This is a genomic window from Stenotrophomonas sp. MMGLT7 (assembly GCF_021168555.1).
Classification (GTDB): Bacteria; Pseudomonadota; Gammaproteobacteria; order Xanthomonadales; family Xanthomonadaceae; genus MMGLT7.
Window position 1 is genome coordinate 52,604 of the sequence record NZ_JAJOZS010000012.1, and the last position, 26,287, is coordinate 78,890.

A 26,287-nucleotide genomic window follows, 5' to 3' on the forward strand; every position below is an offset into this window, starting at 1 on the left:
GTTACCAGCCGAACAGCTGGGCGAACTGCACGTCCACGCGCAGGCCGACGATCAGCACATCGGGGATGTCGGTGGTACGGGTGGGGGCGTAGATCGGGTCGGGATGGACGACGTACTGGATGTTGGGCATCAGGCGCACGCCGGGGCGGACCTGGTAGCCGTAGCTGAGCTCGGCGATCAGCTCGTCGTTGTCCGGCGTGCCGCTGCCGCCGTAGCGCGCGCGGCGGTCGCGCAGGTAGGCCATCTGCAGCGGGTCGAAGTGGGTGTTGGAGACGAACAGCGCCAGCGTGTCGCGCTCGCGCCCGGCGAAGGTGCCGGTCTTCACCGCGCCCACCGCGGCGAAGTACTTCACCGCCGCCGGGTTGCCGGTGTTGATGAAGTAGCGCGCCAGCAGCGCCAGGTTGCGCTTGCCTTCGCCGCGCCAGACGGTCTGGTCGGCCATCGCATACCAGCCGACGCGGTCGCCGTCCTGGTCGGCCAGGGGCCTGCCGGTGAGGCCGGCCGAGTTGCCGTCGAGGTCGCGGTAGGGGTTCTTGCCGCCATCGGTGTTGCGGTACACGCCGAGCCGGTAGGTGCGCGGCAGGCCCGGGTCGCCGGCCGCGCTCTGGTAGCCGACCTCGGCCGCCGAGAGCGTGCCGGTGCCGTCGCGGAAGGAGAAGTCCAGTCCGTTCTTGCCGGCCAGGTTGAGGTCGTTGTCGTAGTCGAACGCGCCGGCCTGCAGGTACCAGCGCTTGCCGGCGCCGACGTCGTAGCGCACCAGCGCCGCCCACGACGAGTTCGGATAGGCGGTGACGCCCAGGTCGGTGATCGGGCCGTACGGGGTCAGGCAGATCGCGTTGCTCATGAACACGCAGTTGAGCGGCGAATTGTTGAAGTAGCTGTTCAACGGCGCGCGGCCGACGATGACGCTCAGGCCGTTGTCGAAGGCGTGCTTGACGGTGAGCCGGGTCAGGCGGCCGCCGGCCACCGGTCGCCAGGTCTGCTGCGGGCTGATCGAACTGCCGATCTTCTCGCGCGCCAGGTTGCGCCCGGCGAACCAGGCCGCCTGCACGTCGACCTCGGTGCCGTGCAGGCCGAACAGCTTGTCCAGGTCGAGCCTGGACTGGGCCATGATCCAATACGATCCCTCCGTACCCTGCTCGACCCCGCCCACCGGGTTGGAGGCGAGGTTGCCGACGAAGTCCAGGGTCAGGTCGATGCCGTCGCGCGGCTTGCCGCCCTTGGCGGGCTTGGCCGACGGCGTGGCGGGGGCGGTCTGCGACGGCGCCTGCGCGCAGGCGGGCGCGGCGATGGCGCCGGCCAGTCCGCCCAGCAGCAGGGTCAGCGTGGAATGGGTGATGCGGGACACGAGGCCTCCAGTCCGGCCGGTCGCGGCCGGAACGTTGATCCGGATGCGCCCCCGGCATGGCCGGGGGTACGCGATGCTCAGGGCTGCGCGGCGGCGACCAGGTAGCGGCGGCGCAGCGCGCGGTTGCCGATGTGCTCGGCGAGGGCGGCGTTGTCGAGCTTGCCTTCCCACTTGGCGATGACGATCGTGGCGATCGCGTTGCCCATCAGGTTCACGAAGGTCAGGCCCTCGGCCAGGATGCGGTGGATGCCGAGGATCAGCGCGATGCTGGCCACCGGGATGGTGCCGGTGGTGCCGAGCGTGGCGGCCAGCACCACGAACGCCGCCCCGGCCACGCCGGCCGCGCCCTTGGAGGTGAGCAGCAGCACCGTGACCAGCCCGATCTCGTGCCAGATCGTCAGCGGGGTGTTGGTGGCCTGGGCCAGGAACACCGCCACCGTGGTCAGGTACAGGCAGGTGCCGTCGAGGTTGAACGAATAGCCGGCCGGGATCACGAAGCCGACCACGCTCTCCTCGCAGCCGACCTTGCGCATCTTCAGGATCAGCCGCGGCAGCACCGTCTCGGTGGAGGTGGTGGCGGCGACGATCACGATCTCCTCGCGCAGGTAGCCCAGCAGCCGCACCAGGCTGACCCCGCACCACCAGCACACCGTGCCGAGCACCAGCGTGGTGAACAGCGCGCAGACCACGAAGAACTCCAGGATCAGCTCGCCCAGCGAGAGCAGCGAGCCGGCGCCGAACTGGCCGATGGTGAAGGCGATCGCGCCGAACGCGCCGATCGGGGCGAACCACATGATGAAGCCGATCATCTTGAACAGCGCCTGCGAGGCGCTCTCGATCACGCGCATCACCGGCGCGGCGCGCTCGCCGATCGAGGCCAGCGCGATGCCGAACAGCACCGAGACGAACAGCACCTGCAGCACGTGCGGCTCGACCAGCGCGCTGAGCAGGGTGGTCGGGATGATGTTCATCAGGTAGGCGACCATGCCCTGGTCGTGGGCGGCGTGCACGTAGCCCTCGATCGCGGCGGTGTCGATCCGGCTCGCGTCGATGTTCATGCCGGCGCCGGGCTGCCACAGGTTCACCGTCACCAGGCCGAACACCAGCGCGATGGTGGTGATGACCTCGAAGTACAGCAGCGACTTGAACGCGACCCGGCCGACGCTGCGCATGTCGTTCATGCCGGCGATGCCGTGCACCACGGTGACGAAGATGATCGGGCCGATCATCATCCGGATCAGCTTGATGAAGGCGTCGCCGAACGGCTTCATCGTGGTGCCGATGTCCGGTGCCAGCCAGCCCAGCAGCACGCCGAGCAGCGTCCCCAGCAGGACCTGGAACCACAGTTGCCTGATGAAGCCGAAGCGGCCCGGCCGCTTCTCCTCGTTTGCCATGCTCTACCCTCCCAGGAAGAAAAAAAGCGGAAACGGTGGCGCCGGACTCAGCCGAACAGCATCCCGTCGAAGAGTTTTCTCGCGGTGCGCAGCACCGCGGCGCGGACCACCGCTCCGTGTTCGTCGAGCTCGATGACGCAGCCGGTCGCCCCGCTGGGGTGCTCGACGTCGATCTGCTGCCTGCGTCCTCCCGGCAGGCGCGCCAGTGCATGCGCCGGCGATCCCGGCAGCAGGCAGGCGGTGGCGACGCTGACCGCGCCGAGCACGCCGATCGAGGCGTGGCAGCGGTGCGGGATGAAGCTGCGGGTACTGATCGCGCCGCCCTCGCGCGGCGCCGCGACCAGGGTCATCTTGGGCACGGACGTGTCCGCCACCTCGCCCAGGTTCATCAGCGGTCCGGCCTGCAGGCGGATCGACTCCAGGCGCGCCTTCAGCGCCGTGTCGGCGTCGAGCGCGGCGCGGTCCTCGTAGCCGCTGATGCCCAGGTCCTGCGCGCGCATCAGCACGCACGGCATGCCGTTGTCGATCAGGGTGGCCTGCACGCCGTCGATCTGGTCGACGACGTTGCCGGTCGGCAGCAGCGCGCCGCAGGAGGAACCGGCGATGTCGGCGAAGGCGAGCGGGATCGGCGCTGCCGAGCCGGGCACGCCGTCGATGTGCGCGGCGCCGGCGTAGTCGACCCGGCCGCCCGGGGTGCGCACCGTGGCGACGGCGAGCTTGCCGGTGTTGACCATGAAGATCCGCACCTCGGTCTCGCCGTCGCCGGCAGCCACCAGCCCGCGCTCGATCGCGAACGGGCCGACCCCGGCCAGCATGTTGCCGCAGTTCTGCGCGTCGCTGACCAGCGCCTGGTCGACGTAGACCTGCAGGAACAGGTAGTCCACGTCGGCATCCTCGCGCGCCGAGGCCGAGACCACCGCGACCTTGGAGGCCAGCGGGTCGGCGCCGCCCATGCCGTCGATCTGGCGCGGGTCCGGCGAGCCGTAGGCGCGCAGCAGGAAGGCATCGCGCGCGGCGGCGGCGGCCGGCAGTTCGTCGGCCAGGAAGAACCCGCCCTTGGAGGTGCCGCCGCGCATCCACATCGCGCGCACGCCGCCGGCCGGCGCCAGGTCAGACATACTTCAGGCCCTTCTCGGCCAGGCGCTCGCGCATCTTGTAGATGTCCAGGCCGAGTTCGCCGCGCGCCAGCCGCTCGCGCTTGTCGGCCTCGCGTGCCTCGCGCGCCTGCGCCTCGGACAGCACGCGCTCGGCCTCGGCACGCGCCACCACGCACACGCCGTCGTCGTCGGCGACCACCACGTCGCCCGGGTTCACCAGCGCGCCGGCGCATACCAGCGGCACGTTGACCGAGCCCAGGGTCTCCTTGACCGTGCCCTGGGCATGGATGGCGCGGCTCCACGCCGGGAAGCCCATCGCGGTGAGCTCGCGCACGTCGCGCACGCCGGCATCGATGACGAGCCCGGCGCAGCCGCGCGCCTGCGCCGAGGTCGCCAGCAGGTCGCCGAAGTAGCCGTCGGTGCACTCGCTGGTGGGGGCGACGACCAGCAGGTCGCCCGGGCGCAGCTGCTCGATCGCCACGTGCATCATCCAGTTGTCGCCGGGCGGCAGCGACACCGTCACCGCGCTGCCGGCGATGCGCGCGCCGGCGTAGATCGGCCGCAGCCGGTGGTGCATCAGGCCACGCCGGCCCTGCGCCTCGTGCACGGTGGCCACGCCAGCGGCGGCCAGGCCATCGACCACCCTGGCCTCCGCGCGCTCGAACCGGGTCACTACCGTTGCCATTCGTCCATCCACCATGTGAAGAGATGGCCGAGTGTGTGCGCATGCGAAGCAATGCCTCAAGATGGTTTTTCGATACGTCCATTGCATATGGTTATAGTTGGTAGATGAGCCGAGAGCCCGAGCTGAACCTGAGGCACCTGCACGCGGCGGCGGTGGTGGCGTCGATGGGCGGCATCAGCGTCGCCGCACCGCAGGTGAACCTGTCCCAGCCGGCGCTGACCCAGGCGATCGCACGGCTGGAAGCGCAACTGGGCCAGCCCCTGTTCGAACGCCAGCCCGGCGGCATGGCGCCGACCGAGGCGGCGCGGCTGCTGGTGCCGCGGATCGAGCGCACGCTGGCCTACCTGGCGCGGGGCGTGCAGGTGGCGCGTCGCTCGCTGAGGTTGCCGGCGCTGCCGGCATTGGAACGGCGGATCGGCCTGGGCCAGCTGCGCGCGCTGGTGGCGGTCGACGCGGCCGGCAACTACTCGCTGGCGGCGGCGCGTGCCGGCGTGTCGCAGCCGGCGATCTACCGTGCGGTGCACGAACTGTCCGAGCTGATCGGCGCGCCGCTGACGGTACGGCGCGGCAAGACCGTGCAGTCGACGCTGGCGGCCACGCGCATGCTGCGCTTCGTGCGACTGGCGCTGTCGGAGCTGGCGGCCGGCCTGGACGAACTGGCGGCGCTGCGCTCCAAGGACGCCGGGCGGGTGACCCTCGGCGCGCTGCCGCTGGCGCGCGCGATCCTGCTGCCGCAGGTGCTGGCGCGCTTCGCCCGTGCCCACCCCGGCGCCACCGTCAACGTGGTCGAGGGACCGTACGCGGAAATGCTGGCGCACCTGCGCGAGGGCGGGCTGGACCTGCTGGTGGGGGCGCTGCGCGACCCGGCGCCGGTCAACGACGTGGTGCAGACCGGCCTGTTCGACGACGACCCGGTGATCGTGGGGCGGGTCGGCCACCCGCTGCTGCGCGAGCCGGGCTTCGGGTTCCCGCGCCTGCTCGACTATCCCTGGGTGGTCGCCGCCGTCGGCGCGCCGGTGCGCGCGCGCTGGGAGCGGATGTTCCGCGACCAGGGCCTGGAGCCGCCGAGGCTGCGGATCGAGTGCGGCTCGGTACTGATCATCCGCGGGCTGCTGCTGGAGGACGACTGGCTCACGCTGATGTCGCGCGACCAGTTCCTGTTCGAGCACCGTGCCGGCCTGCTGTGCGAGATCGGCGCGGCCGGGGCGGGCGTGCGCCGCCGCATCGGCATGACCACCCGCGCCGACTGGCGCCCGACGCGGCTGCAGTCGGCGTTCGTGGAGACCTTCCGCGCAGTCTGCGCCGAGCGTGGCGGGGCGCAGGTGTCCGGCTGGCCGTTCCGCCATGCCGCGCCCGGCGCCTGAACGCGCCTGCTTGCGTTTGCGGCGCACTTCAGCAGAATCGGGCGGACCGTCTCGATAGGGAATTCAATGCTGCCCGACTGGTGGGAGGGGACCTGGCTGCTGGCGCTGGACTGGCTGATCCGCCTGGCCGCGCTGTGCTGGATCCCCTCGCGCACCACGCCCGGGGCGGCGCGCAGCTGGCTGCTGCTGATCGGCTTCGTGCCGCTGCTCGGGCTGCCGCTGTACCTGCTGTTCGGCCATCCCTGGCTCTCGCGCGAGCGCGTGGTGCGACAGACCCAGGCCTCGCAGGTGATCCGCGAGCAGCAGGCGCCGCTCGGGGGACTGCGCTGGACGCCGACCCCGGGGACCAGCGCGGCGGAGATGGTGCCGCTGGTGGAGAACCAGGGCGACTTCATGCCCACCCGCGGCAACGCGGTGGAATTGATGGACGACTACACCACCTCGCTGCGCGCGCTGATCGACGACATCGACGGCGCGCAGAAGCGGGTGCACCTGCTGTACTACCTGATGTTCGACGACGAGGTCGGCGACGCGGTGGCGGCCGCGCTGGAACGGGCCGTGGCGCGCGGCGTGCGCTGCCGGCTGCTGCTCGACGCGGTGGGGGCCAAGCGCGGCCTGCGCCGCTACCGCAAACGCCTGCTGGCGGCCGGGGTGGACGTGCAGGCGCTGCTGCCGGGCGGCCTGCGCTGGCGCCGCAGCGGCCGCATGGACCTGCGCAACCACCGCAAGGTGGCGGTGATCGACAACCGCGTGGCCTACGTCGGCTCGCAGAACCTGGCGCTGCCGGGCTTCGTCGACCACTGTCCCAACCGCGAGCTGGTCGCGCGCGTGCGCGGGCCGGCGGTCAACCACCTGGAGGCGGTGTTCGCCAGCGACTGGTTCATCGAGACCGGGCAGCGGCTGGTGGTGCTGCCCGATGCGCAGGTATGCGAGCAGGACGTGGCCGCGCAGCTGGTGCCCAGCGGCCCGGCGTATCCGTTCGAGAACGCGCGCGACGCGGTCAACGCGCTGATCCACCTGGCGCGCGAGCGCATCGTCATGGTCACCCCGTACTTCGTGCCCGACGAGGCCACGCTCAGCGCGCTGCGCATCGCCGCGGTATCGGGCGTGGACGTGCAGCTGATCCTGTCGGCGAGCAACAACAAGGCGGTCACCGCCTGGGCGCAGGAGGCCTACTACGAGGAGCTGCTGCGCTGCGGGGTCAAGATCGCGCTGTACCGGCCGCACTTCCTGCACGCCAAGCACCTGAGCGTGGACGACGACATCGCCCTGGTCGGTTCGATCAACCTGGACATCCGCTCGTTCGCGCTGAACGCGGAGATCGGCATGCTCTGCTACGACGCCGGCGTGGTGGCGCGCATGCGCCAGATCGAGGCCGCCTACCTGGCCGATTCGCACCACGTGCTGGCGGAGACGTGGCGCCAGCGGCCGGCCTGGCACCGCGTTCGCGAGGGCATCGCGCGGCTGGCCGATGCGCTGATGTAGCCGCTCATGCCTCGGCGCGGAAATTGCGCGCGACCGGCTCCCCGCTGCCCACGTAGTGGCGGAACACGTAGAACAGCGGCCGCCAGCCGTGCACGTCGATGTGATCGGTGCCGCCGATCGTGATCGTTTCGTGGGCGTGCACGCAGCGCACCTCGCACTCGGCGATGGCGAAGCCCTGGTCGGTCCCGCCGTGGGGCGCGTGCATGGCCAGCAGGCCAGCCTCGACCTGGAGCGGGCATTCGGCGATGGCCGGCGCGGCGACCTCGGCCGATGCCACCGGCGTGAATCCGGCCATCGCGAACTTGTCCTGCACGTGCAGGTAGCCCATGTCGCGCTTGGCCTCCGGTACCGGGGAACGGCCGGTGGCGCGCGCGATCGCTTCGACCCTGGCGGCCTGCCCGGCCGAGGGGAAGTTCAGCACGCACTCGCCGCGCGCGGCCAGGTTCGCCGTGCCCTGGCCGTCCGTGCCCAGGCCCAGCACGACGCGCCGCCCCAGCGACCAGAACGAGGACAGCGGGCTGATGTTGGCGCTGCCGTCGGGATTCACGGTGGTCATCAGCACCACCGGCGTGCCGGGGTAGAGCACCGAGGGACTGATCCTGCGGCGCAGGGGGGGAAGCTTCATGCGGGAGTCTCGGTCCGGAACGCGGTGCCGGATTCTGCGTGGCCGCGCGCGCGATTGCTTCGGGCTGGATCGAAGTGTTTGCGGCGACGCCATGCCCAGATCTCCGCATGACCCTTGCCCCGGCCGCGCTCACCGGCATCGGCGTGGTCGCTGGCGACCACGCCCGTGCGGCGATGCTGCTGGCGCTGATGGACGGACGTGCCTATGCCGCCTCCGGACTTGTCCGGGTCGCCACGGCCGCCCTGCAGACGGCCAACTCGCACCTGCGCGGGCTGGGCGATGCCGGCCTGGTCGCGGTCCAGAGGGATGCCAGCGCTACCATCGCCTGGCATCGACGCAGGTAGCGGAGATGCAGGAGGCATCATGCGCTGGCCGGCCAGGCGCCGCCGCGAAAGCTTCGCAGCAGCACGGCCGGGTAGGCGAAGCGTACCGGGGACATGGCTGCTCGAGTGATGGCGCCAGCGCCCGGCCTGGCGCCGCAGCTGCCACGGCATTGCACGGGTAGCCGATGTGACGGCCGCCCGGCCTCCGCGCAGTCATTCGGCGTAGGCCGCTCTTACGAAGGATGGGGCCCGGCTTGTCCCAGGGCGTCGCAGGCCATCGCCTACAATCGGCCGGATGAGCGACGCCCGTACCCCTGAAGCATTCGATGCCGCCATCATCGGCGGCGGCGCGGCCGGCGTGCTGGCCGCCATCGGCCTGCTGCGCCAGGCCAGTGCGCCGCTGCGCATCGTCCTGATCGAACCCGGCGCCGAGCCGGGGCAGGGCATCGCCTACGCCACCCGCGACCCGCAGCACCTGCTCAACGTGCCGGCCGGCAAGATGAGCGCGTTTGCCGACGCGCCGGACGATTTCGTCGATTTCCTGGTCCAGGCCGGGGCGTTCTCACCGCTCGGGCGCGAATCCATCGCCCCGCGCTACGTGCCGCGCCGGCTGTATGCGGACTACCTGCACGAGCGCCTGGGCGCGGCGCGCGGCCGCTCGCCCGCGCGGCTGCAGCTGCTGCGCGACCGCGTGGTGGCGCTGGACAAGGCGGGTGCGGCCGTCGTGCTGACGCTGCAGCACGGCGGGCGGCTGCATGCGCGGCAGGTGGTGCTGGCGGTGGGCAATGCGCCGCGGCCGCTGCCGGCGCGCGGCGCGGCGACGCTGGAGGCGCGGCATCGCATCGATGCCTGGGACAGCCAGGCACTGGCCGCCATCCCGGCCGAGGCGACGGTATGCATCGCCGGCAGCGGCCTGAGCATGGCCGACGTGGCGGTGTCGCTGCACGCACGCGGCCACCGCGGGCCGATCCACGTGGTCTCGCGCCACGCGCTTTTGCCGCTCGCGCACGCCGAGGCGGCGCCGGCCGCGTTCGAGCCGCAGCCGCTGCTGGCGATGACGCTGCGCCAGCGCATGCATGCGCTGCGCGCGCACGCGGCGCAGGCGCAGCGCGACGGCCTGCCGTGGCAGGGCGTGATGGAGCGCATCCGGCCGCTCGGGCAGGCGTTGTGGCGTTCGCTGTCGGACGCCGACCAGCGCCGCTTCCTGCGCCACGTCGTGCGCTACTGGGACGTGCACCGCCACCGCATCGCCGCGCCGGTGCACGAATGCCTGCAGCTGCTGCAGCAGCGCGGCCAGCTGCACGTGCACCGCGCGCGCCTGCAGGCGGTGTCCGCCGCAGGCGACGGCGTGCGGCTCGGCCTGCACGGCGCGTGCGGGCCGCTGCGGATCGATGCGCACTGCGTGATCAACGCCACCGGCGTGGAGATGCGCGCCCAGGCCATGCGCAACCCGCTGCTGCAGCAGCTGCTCGGCAGCGGCGCGGCCGTCGCCGGCCCGCATGGCATCGGCCTGGACACCACCGACGACGGCAGCCTGGTCGATGCCGGGGGCAATGCCGACCCGCGCATCCGCGTGATCGGCAGCCTGCGCATCGGCCGCCTGTGGGAGAGCCTGGCGATCCCGGAGCTGCGGGTGCAGGCGCGCGACGCGGCGGCCGCGGCGCTGCCGGCGCTGCAGGGCCAGGATCCGGGAGAGGGGATCGGAAACTCGTAAGAGGCTGTTCCCGAATCCCGAATCCCGAATCCCGAATCCCGAATCCCGAATCCCGAATCCCGAATCCCGAATCCCGAATCCCGAATCCCGAATCCCGAATCCCGAATCCCCAATCCCCAATCCCCAATCCCCAATCCCCAATCCCCAATCCCCAATCCCCAATCCCCGCTTCGCGTAAAATGCCGCGGTGGATGTCTCTCACCTTCTAGATCACCTGAACCCCGCCCAGCGCGAGGCCGTTTCCGCACCCCCCGGGCACTACCTGGTGCTGGCCGGCGCCGGCTCCGGCAAGACCCGCGTGCTGACCCACCGCATCGCCTGGCTCAACGAGGTCCACGGCGTGCCCTGCCACGGCATCTTCGCGGTGACCTTCACCAACAAGGCCGCCGGCGAGATGCGCCACCGCGCCGACCTGCAGCTGCGCACCGGCAGCCGCGGCATGTGGATCGGCACCTTCCACGGCCTGGCGCACCGGCTGCTGCGGCTGCACTGGCAGGACGCCAAGCTGCCGGAGAGCTTCCAGGTCATGGACAGCGACGACCAGCTGCGGCTGGTCAAGCGCGTGGCGCAGGCGCTGGAGCTGGACGACGGCAAGTTCCCGCCCAAGCAGATCGCCTGGTGGATCAACGAGCAGAAGGACGAGGGCCGGCGGCCGCAGCACATCCAGCCCGAGCCGCACGACCACTGGCTGGAGACCATGCGCCAGGCCTACGCCGCCTACCAGGAGCGCTGCGACCGCGCCGGGCTGGTGGACTTCGCCGAGCTGCTGCTGCGCGCGCACGAGCTGCTGCGCGACACCCCGGCGCTGCTGGCGCACTACCGCGCCCGCTTCCGCGAGATCCTGGTGGACGAGTTCCAGGACACCAACGCCATCCAGTACGCCTTCGTGCGCGTGCTCGCCGGCGACAGCGGCCACGTGTTCGTGGTCGGCGACGACGACCAGGCGATCTACGGCTGGCGCGGCGCCAAGGTCGAGAACGTGCAGCGCTTCCTCAAGGACTTCCCCGGCGCGCAGGTGGTCCGCCTGGAGCAGAACTACCGCTCCAGCGCCAACATCCTCGGCGCCGCCAACGCGGTGATCGCGCACAACCCGGACCGCATCGGCAAGCAGCTGTGGACCGATTCCGGTGATGGCGACCCGATCGACCTGTACGCGGCCTACAACGAGGTCGACGAGGCGCGCTACATGGTCGAGCGCGCGCGCCAGTGGGTGCGCGACGGCGGCAGCTACGGCGAGGTGGCCGTGCTCTACCGCTCCAACGCGCAGTCGCGCGCGTTCGAAGAGGCGCTGCTGGCCGAGCAGGTGCCGTACCGCGTCTACGGCGGCATGCGCTTCTTCGAGCGCGCCGAGATCCGCGACGCGCTGGCCTACCTGCGGCTGCTGGGCAACCGCAGCGACGATGCCGCGTTCGAGCGCGCGGTCAACACCCCGGCCCGCGGCATCGGCGACCGCACGTTGGACGAGGTACGGCGGCTGGCGCGCGCGCAGTCGCTGTCGCTGTGGGAGGCGACCATGCTCGCCACCGGCAGCGACACCCTGGCCGGGCGCGCGCGCAATGCGCTGGCCGGCTTCATCACCCTGGTCAACGCGCTGTCGGCCGAGACCGCGCAGATGACCCTGGCCGAGCGCGTGGAGCACGTGCTGCAGCGCTCGGGCCTGCGCGACCACTGGCACAAGGAAGGCCGCGGCGGGCTGGACTCGGAATCGCGCATCGAGAACCTGGACGAACTGGTGTCGGTGGCCTCGCGCTTCGTCCGCCCGGACGATGAAGAAAGCGAGGGCATGAGCGAGCTGATCGCCTTCCTGTCCTACGCCTCGCTGGAAGCCGGCGAGGGCCAGGCCCAGGCCGGCGAGGAAGGCGTTCAGCTGATGACGCTGCATTCGGCCAAGGGCCTGGAGTTCCCGCTGGTGTTCCTGGCCGGCATGGAGGACGGGCTGTTCCCCAGTGCGCGCTCGCTGGAGGAGAGCGGGCGGCTGGAGGAGGAGCGCCGGCTGGCCTACGTCGGCATCACCCGCGCGCGGCAGAAGCTGGTGCTCAGCTACGCCGAGTCGCGGCGCATCCATGGCCAGGACAACTACAACGTGTCCTCGCGCTTCCTGCGCGAGATCCCGCGCGAGCTGCTCAACGAGATCCGGCCCAAGGTACAGGTCTCGCGCCCGGCCTCGCTGGGCTCGGCGCGCGGCTACGGCCACGCCGTGGTCGAGGCGCCGGCGCTCAAGCTCGGCACCGCGGTGGTGCATCCCAAGTTCGGCAGCGGCATCGTCACCGACTACGAGGGCAGCGGCGCGCATGCCCGCGTGCAGGTCAATTTCGACGATGCCGGCAGCAAGTGGCTGGTGCTGGCCTATGCCAACCTCTCGCAGGGCTGACCGGATGCGCAGCGAAAAGGACAAGATGCTCGCCGGCGAACCCTACGCCCCCGGCGATGCGCAGCTGCAGGCCGAGCAGGCCGTGGCCAAGCGCTGGATGGAGCGCTACAACGCCGCGGCGGCCGAGCCGGTGGGCGTGCGCCATGCGCTGCTGGCCGAACAGCTGGGGGCGGTCGGCGCCGGTGCGGTGGTGCGGCCGCCGTTCCATTGCGACTACGGCGGCAACATCCGCCTCGGCGACGGCGTGTTCCTCAATTTCGGATGCGTGATCCTGGACGTGTGCCCGGTCGAGATCGGCGACCGCACCCAGATCGGCCCGGCGGTGCAGATCTATGCCGCCGACCACCCGCGCGATGCGGCCCAGCGCGCCGCCGGGCTGGAGTTCGGGCGGCCGGTGCGGATCGGCCGCGATGTCTGGATCGGCGGCGGCGCCATCGTCCTGCCCGGCGTCAGCATCGGCGACGGCGCGGTGGTGGGGGCCGGCAGCGTGGTCACCCGCGACGTCCCGCCGGGCGCCACCGTGGCCGGCAATCCCGCGCGGCCGGTCCGTGGCGCTCGGCCGGCGGACTAACGCCCGTTCAGGTTGTTGAGGCAGAATCGGCAACCGACTCCTCGTGCTCCGAGACTGCCCATGCGCGTCCTGATCCTCTCCGTCCTGGTCGCCACGACCGCCGCCTGCACCTGGGTTCCGATCGATTCGAGCGGGAAGGCCGTGCGCGTGCTGCCACCCGGGCCGCTGCCGGCCGGCTGCCAGCCCAAGGGCGAGGTGGTGGTGAGCGTGAAGAGCAAGGTCGGCTTCTACAACCGCAACGCCCTGCGCGTGCAGGAGGAGCTGGAGACCCTGGCCCGCAACGAGGCGCCCAGCGCCGGCGCCAACGCCGTGCAGGCGCAGGGCCAGCCCAGCGACGGCAGCCAGCGTTTCTCCGCGTTCCAGTGCCCGCCGCGCTGAACCGTAGCCGCGGCCGGGCCCGGCCGGCAAGGCGCCGGATGCGGCAAAGGCCGCGAAAAGCTAGAATGACGCCCCCTTTCGCCTGAACTCTGGCGCCACCCGATGCTCTTCAAGAATGTCTCCATCGCGGGACTGGCGCACGTCGATGCGCCCCATACGCTGACCTCCAAGGAAATCAACGAGCGCCTGAAGCCGACCTACGAGCGGCTCGGCATCCATACGGACGTGCTCGGCGACATCGCCGGCATCCATGCCCGGCGCCTGTGGGACGAGGGCATCCAGGCGTCGGACGTGGCCACCGAGGCCGCGCGCAAGGCGCTGGACGACGCCGGCCTGGACATCGCCAAGGTCGGCCTGCTGGTCAACACCTCGGTCAGCCGCGACTACCTGGAGCCGTCGACCGCGAGCATCGTCTCCGGCAACCTCGGCGTGGGCGACGAGTGCGTGACCTTCGACATCGCCAACGCCTGCCTGGGCTTCATCAACGGCATGGACGTGGCCGCGCGCATGATCGAGCTGGGCGAGATCGACTACGCGCTGGTGGTGGACGGCGAGACCGCCAACCTGGTCTACGAGAAGACCCTGGAGCGGATGACCGCCGCCGACGTCACCGCCGAGGACTTCCGCAACGAGCTGGCCGCGCTGACCCTGGGCTGCGGTGCCGCGGCGATGGTGATGGCGCGCTCGGAGCTGGTGCCCGACGCCCCGCGCTACCGCGGCGGCGTGACCCGTTCGGCCACCGAGTGGAACAAGCTGTGCCGGGGCAACCTGGACCGCATGGTCACCGACACCCGGTTGCTGCTGATCGAGGGCATCAAGCTGGCGCAGAAGACCTTCGCCGCGGCCCGCCAGCGCCTGGGCTGGGTGGTGGAGGAGCTGGACCAGTTCGTCATCCACCAGGTCAGCCGCCCGCACACCGCCGCCTTCGTCAAGTCGTTCGGCATCGACCCGGCCAAGGTCATGACCATCTTCGGCGAACACGGCAACATCGGCCCCGCATCGGTGCCGGTCGTGCTGAGCAAGCTCAAGCAGCTGGGCAAGCTCAAGAAGGGCGACCGCATTGCCCTGCTGGGCATCGGCTCGGGCCTGAACTGCTCGATGGCCGAAGTGGTGTGGTGAGTCTCTCTTGTTGGCGAGATTTGTTTTCGAATAGACGCGTTTAACTTTCGAATAAGCCAGCTTAACTTTACAATCCGGGCATGGCACGCCCCGATCGCTCCCCAGGCATCCAGCAAGCGCTCCTGGCCCAGGTCGAGGAGCATCCGCGAGACCTGGTCCGGGTGGTTGCGGAGCAACTGGGCTTGAGCCGGACCTCCGTCGCCACGCAGGCGCGAGCGCTGGCCGAAGCCGGCTATCTGGAAAAGGAAGGCACTACCCGGCCGGTCTACCGGTTGGGCAGCAACCGCAAGGCGGAGTTCCGTTACCGCCTCGACGGGCTGCAGGAAGACCGGGTCTGGGCTCGGGACGTGGCGCCACAGCTGAAGGGATTGCCATCCAACGTACTGGATATCTGCCATCACGGCATCACCGAGATGGTCAACAACGCAATCGATCATTCCGAGGGCACCCAGGTCCGTGTCGACGTGCGACGCAACGCCCGGGTGGTTGTACTGGCCGTGGTGGACGACGGCGTGGGGATCTTTCGCAAGATCAGCCGTGCCTTGGCGCTGCCGGACGAGCGGCTGGCGCTGCTGGAGCTTTCCAAGGGCAAGCTCACCACCGATCCAAGGCGCCATTCGGGAGAAGGCGTGTTCTTCACCTCGCGCATGTTCGACCACTTCGACATCGAGTCCATGGGACTCGTGTTCGACCATGACGCCGCCGCGCTGGATGACGTCCTGTTCGATGTCGACGAGACCGAAGACATGCGCGGCACCACGGTCCACATGGAGATCGCATGCGATTCGCCGCGGACGGCGCGAGAGGTGTTCGACGCGTTCTCCAGTGGACCGGACGAGTACGCCTTCGCCAAGACCATCGTGCCCGTGCGCCTGGCGCAGGTGGGCGACGAAAACCTGATCTCGCGGTCCCAGGCCAAGCGCCTGCTGCAGCGGGTGGACAGGTTCCGTTGCGTGATGCTCGATTTCGAAGGCGTGACCGGCATCGGCCAGGCGTTTGCCGACGAGATCTTCCGTGTATTCGCCAACCAGCATCCCGAAGTCGAGCTCGTCCCCTTCCACGCGGTTCCGGAAGTACAGCAGATGATCCGCCGCGCCGAAGTACTGCGTGACCAGGATGATGGCCAGCTTCCCTTGTTGTGACCCAGACGAAAGGATTGCATGTGAGGTTCCCCGGCTACCCCTTCACCCCGCAGCGCTTCGACGTGCGCCCGGGCATCGCCATGAGCTACCTGGACGAAGGTCCGCGCGATGGCGAGGTCGTGGTGATGCTGCACGGCAATCCGTCGTGGAGCTACTACTGGCGCACCCTGGTCTCGGGTCTGTCCGATCGCTACCGCTGCATCGTGCCCGACCATGTCGGCATGGGCCTGTCGGACAAGCCCGACGATCGCCCCACCGCCGCGCCGCGCTATGACTACACCTTGCAGTCGCGCGTGGACGATCTCGCCGCGCTGCTCGACCACCTCGGCATCGACGGGCCGATGACGCTGGCGGTGCACGACTGGGGCGGCATGATCGGCTTCGGCTGGGCGCTGGCGCATGCCGACCAGGTGAAGCGGCTGGTGATCCTCAACACCGCCGCGTTCCCGATGCCGGCGGCCAAGGCGATGCCGTGGCAGATCGCGCTGGGCCGCGACTACTTCGTCGGCGAGCTGGTGATCCGCGGCTTCAACGCGTTCTCCGCCGGCGCCTCGTGGCTGGGCGTGCAGCGGCGCATGCCGGCCGATGTGCGCCGCGCCTACGTGGCGCCTTACGACTCCTGGCGCAGCCGCATCTCCACGGTGCGCTTCATGCAGGACATCCCGCTGGCGCCGGGCGATGCGGCCTGGCCGCTGCTGGAGGCGGCCGGCGAGGCGCTGCCGTCGTTCGCCGACCGCCCCGCCTTCGTCGGCTGGGGATTGAAGGACTTCGTGTTCGACCGGCATTTCCTCGAACGCTTCCGCGCCGACCTGCCGCAGGCCGAGGTGCATGCCTTCGACGATGCCGGCCACTACGTGCTGGAGGACAAGCACGAGGTGCTGGTGCCGCAGATCCGCGCGTTCCTGGATAGGCATCCGCTGGCCCGCGGCGGCGGCACTTCGCCGGGGGCGGCGGGATGAAGTCGGCGCTGCTGGTGATCGACGTGCAGCGGGCGCTGTTCGAGCCGGCACCGGCCGACGCCGATGCGGTGGTGGAGCGGATCAACGCGCTGGCGCAAGCTGCGCGGCGGGCCGGGGCCGCCGTGATCTTCGTCCAGCATGAGACCGGGCACGGTGCGCTGGCGGCCGAAAGCGAGGGCTGGCAGTTGCTGCCGGCGCTGCAGGTCGCCGCCTCCGACCAGCGCGTGCGCAAGACCACGCCCGATGCGTTCCTGCGCACCGACCTGCAGGCGCGACTGCACGAGCAGGCGATCCAGCGCGTGGTGATGTGCGGTTACGCCAGCGAGTTCTGCGTGGACACCACGGTGCGCCGCGCCGCGGCGCTGGGATATGCGGTGACGCTGGCCGCCGATGCCCACACCACCCACGACAAGCCGCATGCCGGCGCCGGGCAGATCCGCGCGCACCACAATGCCACGTTGCCAGGCATCACCAGTTTCGGTGTGCGCATCGAGGCGGTCGTCGCCGATCAGGTACGCTTCGGCTGACCGGCTGTCGCAGCGGATCGCCGTGTCGGCCGTTGCGCGGGCTCAGGCCGCCAGTGGCGGCAACCGCGGCGTCGGTGGATCGTTGTCGCCATCGCTGTCGTCCCTGGCAGCGCCGTCGTCGTTGAGCGCGGCCTCGCGCCAGCGCCAGTCCGCGATGGTCAGCGCCGCCAGGCCATGGGCGGCGCGCGCCCTGTCGCACTGGATGCTGGCTCGGCCGGATTCCCAGGACGCCTCGACCTCGCGGCACACCGATGGCCGCTGCGGGTGGATGGTGCAGCGCGAATGGCGGCCGATCTCGGCATCCAGGGCGATGCAGCGCACCGGCGCCGCGCGGGTGCCGCGCATGCACAGCCGGTGTGCGTCGAGGCGCTCGGCCAGCGCTGCCGGGGTTCCGCCCGGCGTGGCGTCGTCGCTTTCCAGCCAGTGGAAGGCGACGCGGTAGGTCGCGCAGCAGGCGCCGCAGGTCAGGCAGGGGTGCATGGGGGGTACCGGGCGATGCGCGGCGGGAGCGGGGGTTGGCCGCGGATTCTGCCCGAACCGCGGCGGCAGGCAAGGGGGCCTTTGCGGCATCGGCGATAATCGGCCGATGGAATCCATCTGCAACATCGCCGCCGCGCTGCCGCGGCTGGCGCGCGAGCGTCCCGGACAGGTCGCCATCCGCTGCCCGGGCACGCGCCGCGGCGACGGCATGGCCGCCTACGACATCGAACTGACCTACGCGCAGCTGGATGCACGCAGCGATGCGATCGCCGCCGGACTGGACGTGCACGGCATCGGCCGCGGCATCCGCACGGTGGTGATGGTGCGGCCGTCGCCGGAGTTCTTCCTGCTGATGTTCGCGCTGTTCAAGGCCGGCGCGGTGCCGGTGCTGGTCGATCCGGGCATCGATCGGCGCGCGCTCAAGCAATGCCTGGACGAGGCGCAGCCGCAGGCGTTCGTCGGCATCGCACTGGCGCAGGCGGCGCGGCTGCTGCTGGGCTGGGCGAAGTCGGCGCAGCGCATCGTCACCGTCGGCCGCCGCTGGGCCTGGGGCGGGACCACGCTGGCGCATGTCGAGCGCGATGGCGCCGGCGCCGGCGCACGATTGGCGGATACACGGCCGGATGACATCGCCGCGATCCTGTTCACCAGCGGCTCCACCGGCGTGCCCAAGGGCGTGGTGTACCGGCACCGGCACTTCCTCGGCCAGGTCGAGCTGTTGCGCAACGCGTTCGGCATGCAGGCCGGCGGGGTGGACCTGCCGACCTTCCCGCCGTTCGCATTGTTCGACCCGGCGCTGGGGCTGACCTCGGTGATCCCGGACATGGACCCCACGCGCCCGGCGCAGGCCGATCCGCGCCGGCTGCACGATGCCATCGCCCGCTTCGGCGTGACCCAGCTGTTCGGCTCGCCGGCGTTGATGCGGGTGCTGGCCGGGCACGGGCGGCCGCTGCCGACCGTCAGGCGCGTCACCTCGGCCGGCGCGCCGGTGCCGCCCGAGGTGGTCGAGAAGATTCGCGCACTGCTGCCTGCCGATGCGCAGTTCTGGACCCCCTACGGCGCCACCGAGTGCCTGCCGGTGGCGGTGATCGAGGGTGCCGAACTGCAGGCCACGCGCGCGGCCACCGAGGCCGGCGCCGGTACCTGCGTCGGCCGCCCGGTGCCGCCAAACCGGGTGCGCATCATCGCCGTGGACGATGCGCCGATCGAAGACTGGAGCGGCGTGCGCGAACTGCCGGCCGGGCAGGTCGGCGAGATCACCGTGGCCGGGCCGACCGCCACCGACAGCTACTTCAACCGCGAGGCCGCCACGCGCGCGGCCAAGATCCGCGAGCGCCTGGCCGATGGCGGCCAGTGCGTGGTGCATCGCATGGGCGATGTCGGCTATTTCGACGACGAAGGCCGGCTGTGGTTCTGCGGGCGCAAGACCCAGCGGGTGGAGACTGTGGCCGGCGCGCTGTACACCGAGCAGGTCGAGCCGGTATTCAATACCGCGGCCGGCGTGTGCCGCACCGCGCTGGTGGGCGTGGGCGAGCACGGCGCGCAGCTGCCGGTGCTGTGCTACGAGCTTCTGTCCGACGTGCCCGTGTCGCGGCAGGAGGGGATCGAGCAGGCGCTGCGCGCGCTGGCCGCGAAGTTCCCGCACACCGCCGGGATCGAATGGTTCCTGCGCCATCCCGGCTTCCCGGTGGACATCCGCCACAACGCCAAGATCGGGCGCGAGAAGTTGGCGCTGTGGGCGGCTGGGAAGCTGAAGAGCTGACCCCTCCCCAGCCCTCCCCTGCGCTGCGCGCAAGGGAGGGAGCAAGCAAGAATCTGACAGCACGACGCGCCGTTGCTCCCTCCCTTGCGAAGCAGGGGAGGGCTGGGGAGGGGTTAGGCTCTTGCCTTCGCCACGAAAAGGAACCTGCGCATGGATGCGCTACGCCTGCAGGCCCGCCGCCTGCGCAATGCGCCGACCGATGCCGAGCGCCACCTGTGGTATCGCCTGCGTCGTCGCGAACTCGCGGGCCACCGTTTCCGCCGGCAGGTGCCGGTGGGTGGATACATCGTCGATTTCGCCTGCCCCTCGGCAAGGCTGGCGCTGGAGCTGGATGGCGGGCAGCACCTGCAGCAGCGCGATTACGACATGCAGCGCACGCGGCACCTGCAGGCACTGGGATGGCGTGTGCTGCGCTACTGGAACGACGACGTGCTGCTGCGTACCGACGCGGTGCTGGAGGACATCCTGCGGGCGTTGGGTGAAAGCTGAAAGGCACCCCTCCCCAACCCTCCCCTTCGCCTGCGGCGAAAGGGAGGAGGAACGGCGGCAGGACTCCGGAGTGGCGAAAGGGAGCGGGGAGCGGCGGCAGGATTCCGGAGTGGAGAAAGGGAGGAGGGAGCGGCAGCAGAATCCCGGAGCTGGCGCTTTTCCCCCTCCCTTGCGAAGCAGGGGAGGGCCGGGGAGGGGTTAAGCTTCTGCTCCTTTTCCCGATCCACACGGCAGCACACGATGAAGATCCTGGTCACCGGCGGCGGCGGTTTCCTCGGGCAGGCGTTGTGCCGGGGGCTGGTCGAGCGCGGCCACGAAGTGGTCAGCCTCAACCGCGGCCACTACCCGGCGTTGCAGGCGCTGGGCGTGGGCCAGATCCGTGGCGACCTGGCCGATGCCGACACGGTCAACCATGCCGTGGCCGGCGTGGAGGCGGTGTTCCACAACGCCGCCAAGGCCGGTGCCTGGGGCAGCTACGACAGCTACCACCGCGCCAACGTGGTCGGTACGCAGAACGTGATCGATGCCTGCCGCGGCCACGGCGTCGGCCGGCTGGTGTACACCTCCACCCCCAGCGTCACCCACCGCGCCGGCCATCCGGTCGAGGGCCTGGGCGCTGACGAAGTGCCGTACGGCGAGGCGTTCCTGGCACCGTATCCGGCGACCAAGGCCATCGCCGAGCAGGCGGTGCTGGGGGCCAACGATGCCACCCTGGCGACCGTGGCGCTGCGGCCGCGGCTGATCTGGGGGCCGGGCGACAACCACCTGCTGCCGCAACTGGTGGCGCGCGCGCGCGCCGGGCGGCTGCGGCTGGTCGGCGATGGCCTCAACAAGGTCGATACCACCTACATCGACAATGCCGCGCAGGCGCATTTCGCCGCCTTCGAACACCTGGCGCCGGGCGCGGCCTGTGCCGGCAGGGCGTACTTCATCTCCAACGGCGAGCCGCTGCCGATGCGCGAGCTGCTGGAGCGCCTGCTGGCCGCGGCAGGGGCGCCGCCGGTGACCCGGACGATCTCGTTCAAGGCCGCCTACCGCATCGGCGCGGTGTGCGAAAGGCTGTGGCCGTGGCTGCATCTGCCCGGCGATCCGCCGATGACGCGTTTCCTCGCCGAGCAGCTGTGCACCCCGCACTGGTACAGCATGGCGCCGGCCGAGCGCGACTTCGGCTACGTGCCCGCGGTGAGCATCGAGGAAGGGCTGCGGCGGCTGTCCGCCGCCCGGGCGCGCTGAGCGGCCATCGTTGTCCGAACCGCTGCCCGGCGGCGGCCACGGGTCCTGCGTGCTCAAGCACGGTCAGTCGTTGCGGCAGACCGATACCGAAGTCGTCGTCTGCGGCGCGCACCTGCTGGGGCAGCCGCTGAACTGGCAACTGGCCGATCGCGGCGGGCGCCTGCTGCGCGCCACCCGTACCGCCGCCTGCTACCGGCTCTACGCGCTGCCGGGGCCGCCGCCGCTGCGCCCGGGGCTGGCGCGCGACACCCATGGCGCGGCGATCGAGGTCGAGGTGTGGGAACTGCCCAGGACCGAGCTGGGCCACTTCCTGCTCAACATCCCCGCGCCGCTGGGGCTGGGCAAGGTGCAGCTGGAGGACGGGAGCTGGGAGACCGGCTTCATCTGCGAGGGCCACGCCCTGGGCGCGGCGCGCGAGATCACCGGTTTCGGCGGCTGGCGCGCGTTCCTGGCGGCAGGGCGGGGATGAATGCGGGCAGGCGGCGCCGCTGCGGCCGCGATCGATCCTCATCCGGCCGCGACGGCAACGTCACCCGGCGACGACCGGCCTCGGTCGATGATGACTGAGCGCCGATCCGGCACGACAACCATATTGGGACCTGCCATGCTGCATTACGCCATCGTCTTTTTCGTCATCGCCATCATCGCCGCGGTACTCGGATTCAGCGGCATCGCCGGTGCCGCCACCAACATCGCCTGGATCCTGTTCGTCGTGTTCCTGATCCTTGCGGTGATCTCGCTGTTCCGCCGCGGCAAGGTCTAGACCTTCCGGGGGTGCGGCCCGTCCGGCCGCACGCGTTCATCCGACGGCCCGCGCATCGCGCGGGCCGTCGCCGTTGTGGCAGTTCCGATCGAGCCGCAGCACGAAGTAGTCGACGTGCTTGCCGCCGGCCAGCCGCGCGTCGCCGACCGGCGCGAAGCCGAGCCGTTCGTGGAACGCGCGCGAGCCGGGATTGGGCGGTTCTCGATTGATCTCGCACGCCAGCAGGGCATGGCCCGCTGCCCGTGCGCGTTCGACCAGGTCGCGGTACAGCCGCACGGCATGGCCGCGGCCGCGCGCGCGGCCGGCCACCACGATCCGGTCGACATAGACGAAGCGCCGGTAGCGCGCGGCGAACCAGGCGAAGTTGGCGTTGTCGTAGGCCGCGTCCTGGTCGAAGGCGACCAGCAGTGCGTCCGCGTCGCCCGCGGTGCGTACATGCCAGGCGTCGTCCAGCAGCGCGGCGAACGCGGCCGGCTCCTGCCAAGACAGTTCCGTCGCGTGTGCGTTGTTCAGCGCCAGCAGCGCCGGATATTCCTCCGCCCGCGGCGCGCGCACGGTGTCCGTACTCATTGCGGCAGCGCCACCGTGCTGCGCAGCGCCTGGTCGGCCCGGTGGCGTTCCAGCGCCAGTTCGACCAGGCGCGTGATCAGCTCGCGGTAGCCCAGCCCGCTGGCCTGCCACAGCTTGGGATACATGCTGATGCGGGTGAAGCCGGGCAGGGTGTTGACCTCGTTGACCACCACCTCGCCGGCGGCGGTCAGGAACACGTCCACCCGCGCCATGCCGGCGCAGTCCAGCGCCCGGTAGGCGCGCACGGCGATGTCCTGGATGCGCGACTGGGTCGCGGCATCGATCGCCGCCGGCACCACCACGTCCGCGCCGGTCTGGCTGATGTACTTGGTGTCGTAGGAATAGAAGGCGTCGTGCACCACCACCTCGCCGCAGACACTGGCCTGCGGGTCGTCGTTGCCGAGCACCGCGCACTCGATCTCGCGCCCGGCGACGGCCGCCTCCACCAGCACCTTGTGGTCGAAGGTCCGCGCCAGCGCCAGCGCCGCGTCGAACCCGGCGCGATCGTCCACCTTGCTCACGCCCACCGACGAGCCCTGGTTGGCCGGCTTGACGAACAGCGGCAGGCCGAGGGCGGCGACGATGGCGTCGAAATCGGCCGCCTCGCCGCGGCGCAGGCATACGCACGGGGCCACGGGCAGGCCGGCGTCGCGCAGCAGGCGCTTGGCCACGTCCTTGTCCATCGCCACCGCCGAGCCGAGCACGCCGGAACCGACGAACGGCAGGTTGGCCATGCGCAGCAGGCCCTGCAGCGAGCCGTCCTCGCCGAGCGTGCCGTGCACGATCGGGAACACCACGTCGATCTGCTCCAGCGCCTGCGCCTGCTGCACCGGGCGCAGCTGCTGCGCCTGGACGCCCGGCACCAGCGCCAGGGCGCGGCCGCTGCGGTTGAGCGCGATCCGCGCCGGGTCGTCGGCGTTGAGCAGGAAGCCGTCCAGTTCGGCCAGGTGCCACTGGCCCTGCTTGTCGATGCCGATCAGGCTGACCTCGAAACGGTCCTTGTCCAGCGCATCGACGATGTTCTTCGCCGACTGCAGCGAGACCTCGTGCTCGGCCGACTTGCCGCCGAAGATGATGCCAACCCGGGTCTTGCCCATGCCGTGTCGCTCCTGCCGAATAGAAAAGGGCGCATAGGATGAACCTTTTGCACTGCGGCTGCCGCCGTGCGCCCTTCGCTGGGATTAGCGGGAGCATTGGCCTGGCGTACCCGGAGCGTGCACCTTGCGGGCGCGCGGCGAAGCGTTCGTTCGGTACACGGAACCCCCGGCCGTGCCGGGGCTGGCAACGGCCGGCAGTCGGCCTCGAAGCCCTTCTCCCCCGGGAGATGGGGTACGGCGAAGCGGGGCGCTGCGCCGTTCACGTTTCGCCGTACCCGCGTCCGCCATTGCGCGCCGCTCCTGCGGCACGTTTGGGATCGGGGTCGCCCGTTCGCTCCGGCATCCCGCCTTCGCAGTCGGGCACCTCCTCCCGCAGGCAAAGGCAAAGAGCGGCTGCCGGCACGGGTAGAATGCCGCCCATGCCTGCCTCTCCCTTCGATCGTCTCAAGCCGCTGGCCGGCCGTGCGCTGGAAACGGCGCTCAACCGCGCGCTGGCACTGGATCCGGACACCCGCGACGCCCTGCGCCCGCTCGACGGCCAGCGCATCGCCCTGACCCTGGATGCGCCCGCGCTGGCGCTGCAGATCCGCGTGGCCGACCAGCAGCTGCAGGTCGGGCCGGTGGAAGGCGGCGAACCCGACCTGGCGGTGCGCAGCACGCTGGGCGGGCTGCTGCGGCAGCTGCCCGCGTTCGCCAATGCGCGCGCCGGTGCGGCGCCGACCGGGCGCCTGCGGGTGTCCGGCGATGCCGAACTGGCGCGCCGGCTGCAGCAGCTGGCCTCGCGCTTCGACCCGGACTGGCAGCAGCCGTTCGTGGCCGTGTTCGGCGAGGTGCTGGGCGTGCAGATCGCCCAGGCCGTGCGCGGCGGCCTGCAGCAGGCCCGCCGTGGTGCGCTGGAGCTGGCCCACAGCGCGGCCGAGTTCGTCACCGAGGAATCGCGCGACGTGGTGCCGCGCGCCGAGCTGGAGGCCTTCTACGACGACGTCGACGGCCTGCGCGACGACGTCGAGCGCCTGTCCGCGCGCATCGCCCGGCTGCGCCCGGCCGGGGGCCGGCCATGAAGGCGATGCTGCGCGCCAGCCGCATCGGCCGGGTCATGCTGCGCTACCGGCTGGACGACCTGCTGGTCGGCACCCGCGCCGAGCGCTGGCTGCGCCTGGCCAAGCCGTTCGTCCCGCGCGCCTCGCCCGACATCGCCGCGCTGCCGCGCGGGGCGCGGCTGCGCCTGGCACTGCAGGACCTGGGGCCGATCTTCGTCAAGTTCGGCCAGGTCCTGTCCACCCGCCGCGACCTGATCCCGGCCGACATCGCCGAGGAGCTGACCCTGCTGCAGGACCGGGTCAAGCCGTTCGACGGCCAGACCGCGCAGCGCATCGTCGAGCAGGCGCTGGGGCGGCCGGTGGCCGAGGCGTTCGCCAGCTTCGACACCGAGCCGCTGGCCTCGGCCTCGATCGCGCAGGTGCATGCGGCGGCGCTGCCGCCCGGCGCCGGCGCCGGCGGCGTGGCGCGCGAGGTGGTGGTCAAGGTGCTGCGCCCGGACATCGAGCGGCAGATCGATGCCGACATCGCCCTGCTGCAGTCCGCCGCCACGGTGGTCGAGCGCATCCACCCGCGCGCCGACAAGATCCGCCCGCGCGAGGTGGTGGCCGAGGTCGAGATGACCCTGGCCGCCGAGCTGGACCTGCAGCGCGAGGGCGCCAACGCCAGCGTGCTGCGCCGGTTCTGGGAGCATTCGGATGACCTGTACGTGCCGGAAGTGGTGTGGAGCCACACCGCCGAGCGCGTGCTCACGCTCGAGCGCGTGCGTGGCATCCCCTCCGACGACATCGCCGCGCTGGACGCGGCCGGCGTCGACCGCCGCGCGCTGGCGGCCAAGAGCGTGCGGGTGTTCTACACCCAGGTGTTCCGCGACAACTTCTTCCACGCCGATGCCCACGCCGGCAACATCTGGGTCGACAGCGACCCGGCGCGCAGGTACAACCCGCGCTTCATCGCGCTGGACTTCGGCATCGTCGGCCAGCTCTCCAGCGAGGACCAGTACTACCTGGCCGAGAACTTCATGGCCATCTTCAACCGCGACTACCGGCGCGTGGCCGAGCTGCACGTGCAGGCCGGCTGGATGCCGGCCACGGTGCGCATCGACGAGCTGGAGGCGGCCGCGCGCGCGGTGTGCGAGCCGTACTTCACCCGGCCGCTGTCGCAGGTGTCGCTGGCCGAGGTGCTGATCAAGCTGTTCCGCACCGCCCAGCGCTACCAGCTCACGCTGCAGCCGCAGCTGATCCTGCTGCAGAAGACCCTGCTCAACATCGAGGGCCTGGGCCGCCTGCTCGACCCGCAGCTGGACATCTGGGCGGTGGCGCGGCCGGTGCTCGAGCGCATCCTGGTCGAGCGCTACAGCCCCAAGCGCGCCAGCGAGGAACTGCGCAAGCGCCTGCCGGAGATCATGACCCACGCCCCGGACATGCCGGCGCTGGCCTATGCCTGGCTCAAGCAGCAGGTCGAGGGCCGCCACCAGCTGGCGGTGCGCTCGGCCGACCTGGTGGCGCTGGACCTGAGCCTGCGGCGCCTGCAGCGCCGGGTGGTCACCGCCATCGCCGGCTCCGGATTGCTGGTGGTGGCCGCGGTGCTGTATGGGCTGCACCCGCCCGGCGCCTACCTGTGGTCGGCGCCGTTGTGGAGCTGGATCAGCGGCGCGGTCGGCGCGGTGGCGCTGCTGTCGGCGTGGCTGCGGCGCTAGCGCGTCGTGCCACGGATGCGTGCCGGACCCTCGTTCCCTGCGCGCGCAGTTGCT

26 protein-coding genes are annotated in these 26,287 nt (G+C 71.1%); 18 read left to right on the top strand and 8 right to left on the bottom strand.

Going from position 1 to position 26,287, the window contains the following annotated elements; all coding sequences use genetic code 11:
* Position 1: 1 nt before the first annotated feature.
* The 4 genes from LRX76_RS14245 to LRX76_RS14260 all read right to left on the bottom strand — a co-directional run bounded on the left by LRX76_RS14245 (position 2) and on the right by LRX76_RS14260 (position 4,524).
* Complete coding sequence (locus LRX76_RS14245; RefSeq protein WP_231806287.1) at positions 2–1,348, bottom strand: carbohydrate porin; 1,347 nt, start codon at positions 1,346–1,348, stop codon at positions 2–4.
* Between the two features lie 77 nt (positions 1,349–1,425).
* Positions 1,426–2,742 (bottom strand): C4-dicarboxylate transporter DctA, encoded by a 1,317-nt coding sequence (gene dctA, locus LRX76_RS14250; protein WP_231806288.1) that lies wholly within the window; start codon positions 2,740–2,742, stop codon positions 1,426–1,428.
* A 47-nt stretch (positions 2,743–2,789) separates the two neighbouring features.
* Positions 2,790–3,860, bottom strand: coding sequence for a 4-oxalomesaconate tautomerase (locus LRX76_RS14255; RefSeq protein ID WP_231806289.1), 1,071 nt, complete (start codon positions 3,858–3,860; stop codon positions 2,790–2,792).
* Positions 3,853–4,524 carry a 4-carboxy-4-hydroxy-2-oxoadipate aldolase/oxaloacetate decarboxylase gene (locus tag LRX76_RS14260; RefSeq protein ID WP_231806290.1) on the bottom strand — a complete coding sequence of 224 codons (672 nt, stop codon included), beginning with the start codon at positions 4,522–4,524 and terminating at the stop codon, positions 3,853–3,855. Before LRX76_RS14260 ends, LRX76_RS14255 begins: the two co-directional genes overlap by 8 nt.
* Positions 4,525–4,628: 104 nt before the next feature.
* Here LRX76_RS14260 and LRX76_RS14265 point away from each other — a divergent pair, with 104 nt between their 5' ends.
* Together LRX76_RS14265 and cls are read left to right on the top strand one after the other, a co-directional pair.
* Positions 4,629–5,888, top strand: a complete 1,260-nt coding sequence (locus tag LRX76_RS14265) for a LysR substrate-binding domain-containing protein (protein ID WP_231806291.1) — start codon at positions 4,629–4,631, stop codon at positions 5,886–5,888.
* Positions 5,889–5,954: 66 nt separating this feature from the next.
* Positions 5,955–7,373: a cardiolipin synthase gene (gene cls, locus LRX76_RS14270; RefSeq protein ID WP_231806292.1), complete on the top strand. Its 1,419-nt coding sequence runs from the start codon at positions 5,955–5,957 to the stop codon at positions 7,371–7,373.
* 4 nt (positions 7,374–7,377) lie between these two features.
* Here the strand turns inward: cls and LRX76_RS14275 are convergent, their stop codons facing one another.
* Positions 7,378–7,998 (bottom strand): flavin reductase family protein, encoded by a 621-nt coding sequence (locus LRX76_RS14275; protein ID WP_231806293.1) that lies wholly within the window; start codon positions 7,996–7,998, stop codon positions 7,378–7,380.
* A 107-nt stretch (positions 7,999–8,105) separates the two neighbouring features.
* Here LRX76_RS14275 and LRX76_RS14280 point away from each other — a divergent pair, with 107 nt between their 5' ends.
* The 9 genes from LRX76_RS14280 (at position 8,106) to LRX76_RS14320 (ending at position 17,102) form a co-directional block, all read left to right on the top strand.
* Entirely contained in the window at positions 8,106–8,342 is a 237-nt protein-coding gene (locus LRX76_RS14280) for a hypothetical protein (protein WP_231806294.1), read from the top strand.
* A 274-nt stretch (positions 8,343–8,616) separates the two neighbouring features.
* A complete protein-coding gene (locus tag LRX76_RS14285; protein ID WP_231806295.1) occupies positions 8,617–10,035 on the top strand; it encodes an FAD/NAD(P)-binding protein in 1,419 nt (472 codons plus the stop codon).
* A 187-nt stretch (positions 10,036–10,222) separates the two neighbouring features.
* Complete coding sequence (gene uvrD, locus LRX76_RS14290; RefSeq protein WP_231806296.1) at positions 10,223–12,406, top strand: DNA helicase II; 2,184 nt, start codon at positions 10,223–10,225, stop codon at positions 12,404–12,406.
* 4 nt (positions 12,407–12,410) lie between these two features.
* A complete protein-coding gene (locus LRX76_RS14295) occupies positions 12,411–12,977 on the top strand; it encodes a sugar O-acetyltransferase (RefSeq protein ID WP_231806297.1) in 567 nt (188 codons plus the stop codon).
* Positions 12,978–13,037: 60 nt separating this feature from the next.
* On the top strand, positions 13,038–13,355 hold the full coding sequence (locus tag LRX76_RS14300) for a DUF4156 domain-containing protein (RefSeq protein ID WP_231806298.1): 318 nt from the start codon (positions 13,038–13,040) through the stop codon (positions 13,353–13,355).
* 102 nt (positions 13,356–13,457) lie between these two features.
* A complete protein-coding gene (locus tag LRX76_RS14305) occupies positions 13,458–14,474 on the top strand; it encodes a 3-oxoacyl-ACP synthase III (RefSeq protein ID WP_231806299.1) in 1,017 nt (338 codons plus the stop codon).
* An 80-nt stretch (positions 14,475–14,554) separates the two neighbouring features.
* Positions 14,555–15,616: a DUF4325 domain-containing protein gene (locus LRX76_RS14310; protein WP_231806300.1), complete on the top strand. Its 1,062-nt coding sequence runs from the start codon at positions 14,555–14,557 to the stop codon at positions 15,614–15,616.
* A 20-nt stretch (positions 15,617–15,636) separates the two neighbouring features.
* Positions 15,637–16,575 carry an alpha/beta fold hydrolase gene (locus LRX76_RS14315; RefSeq protein ID WP_231806301.1) on the top strand — a complete coding sequence of 313 codons (939 nt, stop codon included), beginning with the start codon at positions 15,637–15,639 and terminating at the stop codon, positions 16,573–16,575.
* Complete coding sequence (locus LRX76_RS14320; RefSeq protein ID WP_231806302.1) at positions 16,572–17,102, top strand: isochorismatase family protein; 531 nt, start codon at positions 16,572–16,574, stop codon at positions 17,100–17,102. The genes LRX76_RS14315 and LRX76_RS14320 overlap by 4 nt, the downstream gene beginning before the upstream one ends.
* A 42-nt stretch (positions 17,103–17,144) precedes the next feature.
* Here the strand turns inward: LRX76_RS14320 and LRX76_RS14325 are convergent, their stop codons facing one another.
* Entirely contained in the window at positions 17,145–17,582 is a 438-nt protein-coding gene (locus LRX76_RS14325) for a YkgJ family cysteine cluster protein (protein WP_231806303.1), read from the bottom strand.
* Between the two features lie 106 nt (positions 17,583–17,688).
* Between LRX76_RS14325 and oleC the strand changes: the two genes are divergently transcribed.
* The 5 genes from oleC (at position 17,689) to LRX76_RS14350 (ending at position 21,829) form a co-directional block, all read left to right on the top strand.
* Positions 17,689–19,344 (top strand): olefin beta-lactone synthetase, encoded by a 1,656-nt coding sequence (gene oleC, locus LRX76_RS14330; protein WP_231806304.1) that lies wholly within the window; start codon positions 17,689–17,691, stop codon positions 19,342–19,344.
* A gap of 150 nt (positions 19,345–19,494) precedes the next feature.
* A complete protein-coding gene (locus LRX76_RS14335) occupies positions 19,495–19,833 on the top strand; it encodes an endonuclease domain-containing protein (protein ID WP_231806305.1) in 339 nt (112 codons plus the stop codon).
* 240 nt (positions 19,834–20,073) lie between these two features.
* Complete coding sequence (gene oleD, locus LRX76_RS14340; protein WP_231806306.1) at positions 20,074–21,066, top strand: 2-alkyl-3-oxoalkanoate reductase; 993 nt, start codon at positions 20,074–20,076, stop codon at positions 21,064–21,066.
* Between the two features lie 10 nt (positions 21,067–21,076).
* Positions 21,077–21,535 (top strand): hypothetical protein, encoded by a 459-nt coding sequence (locus LRX76_RS14345; RefSeq protein ID WP_231806307.1) that lies wholly within the window; start codon positions 21,077–21,079, stop codon positions 21,533–21,535.
* Positions 21,536–21,670: 135 nt separating this feature from the next.
* Entirely contained in the window at positions 21,671–21,829 is a 159-nt protein-coding gene (locus LRX76_RS14350; protein ID WP_231806308.1) for a DUF1328 domain-containing protein, read from the top strand.
* Between the two features lie 36 nt (positions 21,830–21,865).
* Here the strand turns inward: LRX76_RS14350 and LRX76_RS14355 are convergent, their stop codons facing one another.
* Both LRX76_RS14355 and ddlA read right to left on the bottom strand, forming a co-directional pair.
* The gene (locus LRX76_RS14355) at positions 21,866–22,399 is read right to left on the bottom strand and encodes a GNAT family N-acetyltransferase (protein WP_231806309.1); all 534 of its coding nucleotides are present in this window, start codon (positions 22,397–22,399) and stop codon (positions 21,866–21,868) included.
* Positions 22,396–23,496, bottom strand: a complete 1,101-nt coding sequence (ddlA, locus tag LRX76_RS14360) for a D-alanine--D-alanine ligase (RefSeq protein ID WP_231806310.1) — start codon at positions 23,494–23,496, stop codon at positions 22,396–22,398. Before ddlA ends, LRX76_RS14355 begins: the two co-directional genes overlap by 4 nt.
* A gap of 419 nt (positions 23,497–23,915) precedes the next feature.
* Between ddlA and LRX76_RS14365 the strand changes: the two genes are divergently transcribed.
* Both LRX76_RS14365 and ubiB read left to right on the top strand, forming a co-directional pair.
* Entirely contained in the window at positions 23,916–24,557 is a 642-nt protein-coding gene (locus tag LRX76_RS14365) for an SCP2 sterol-binding domain-containing protein (protein WP_231806311.1), read from the top strand.
* Positions 24,554–26,233, top strand: a complete 1,680-nt coding sequence (gene ubiB / locus LRX76_RS14370) for a ubiquinone biosynthesis regulatory protein kinase UbiB (RefSeq protein ID WP_231806312.1) — start codon at positions 24,554–24,556, stop codon at positions 26,231–26,233. The genes LRX76_RS14365 and ubiB overlap by 4 nt, the downstream gene beginning before the upstream one ends.
* The last annotated feature ends 54 nt before the right edge of the window (positions 26,234–26,287 follow it).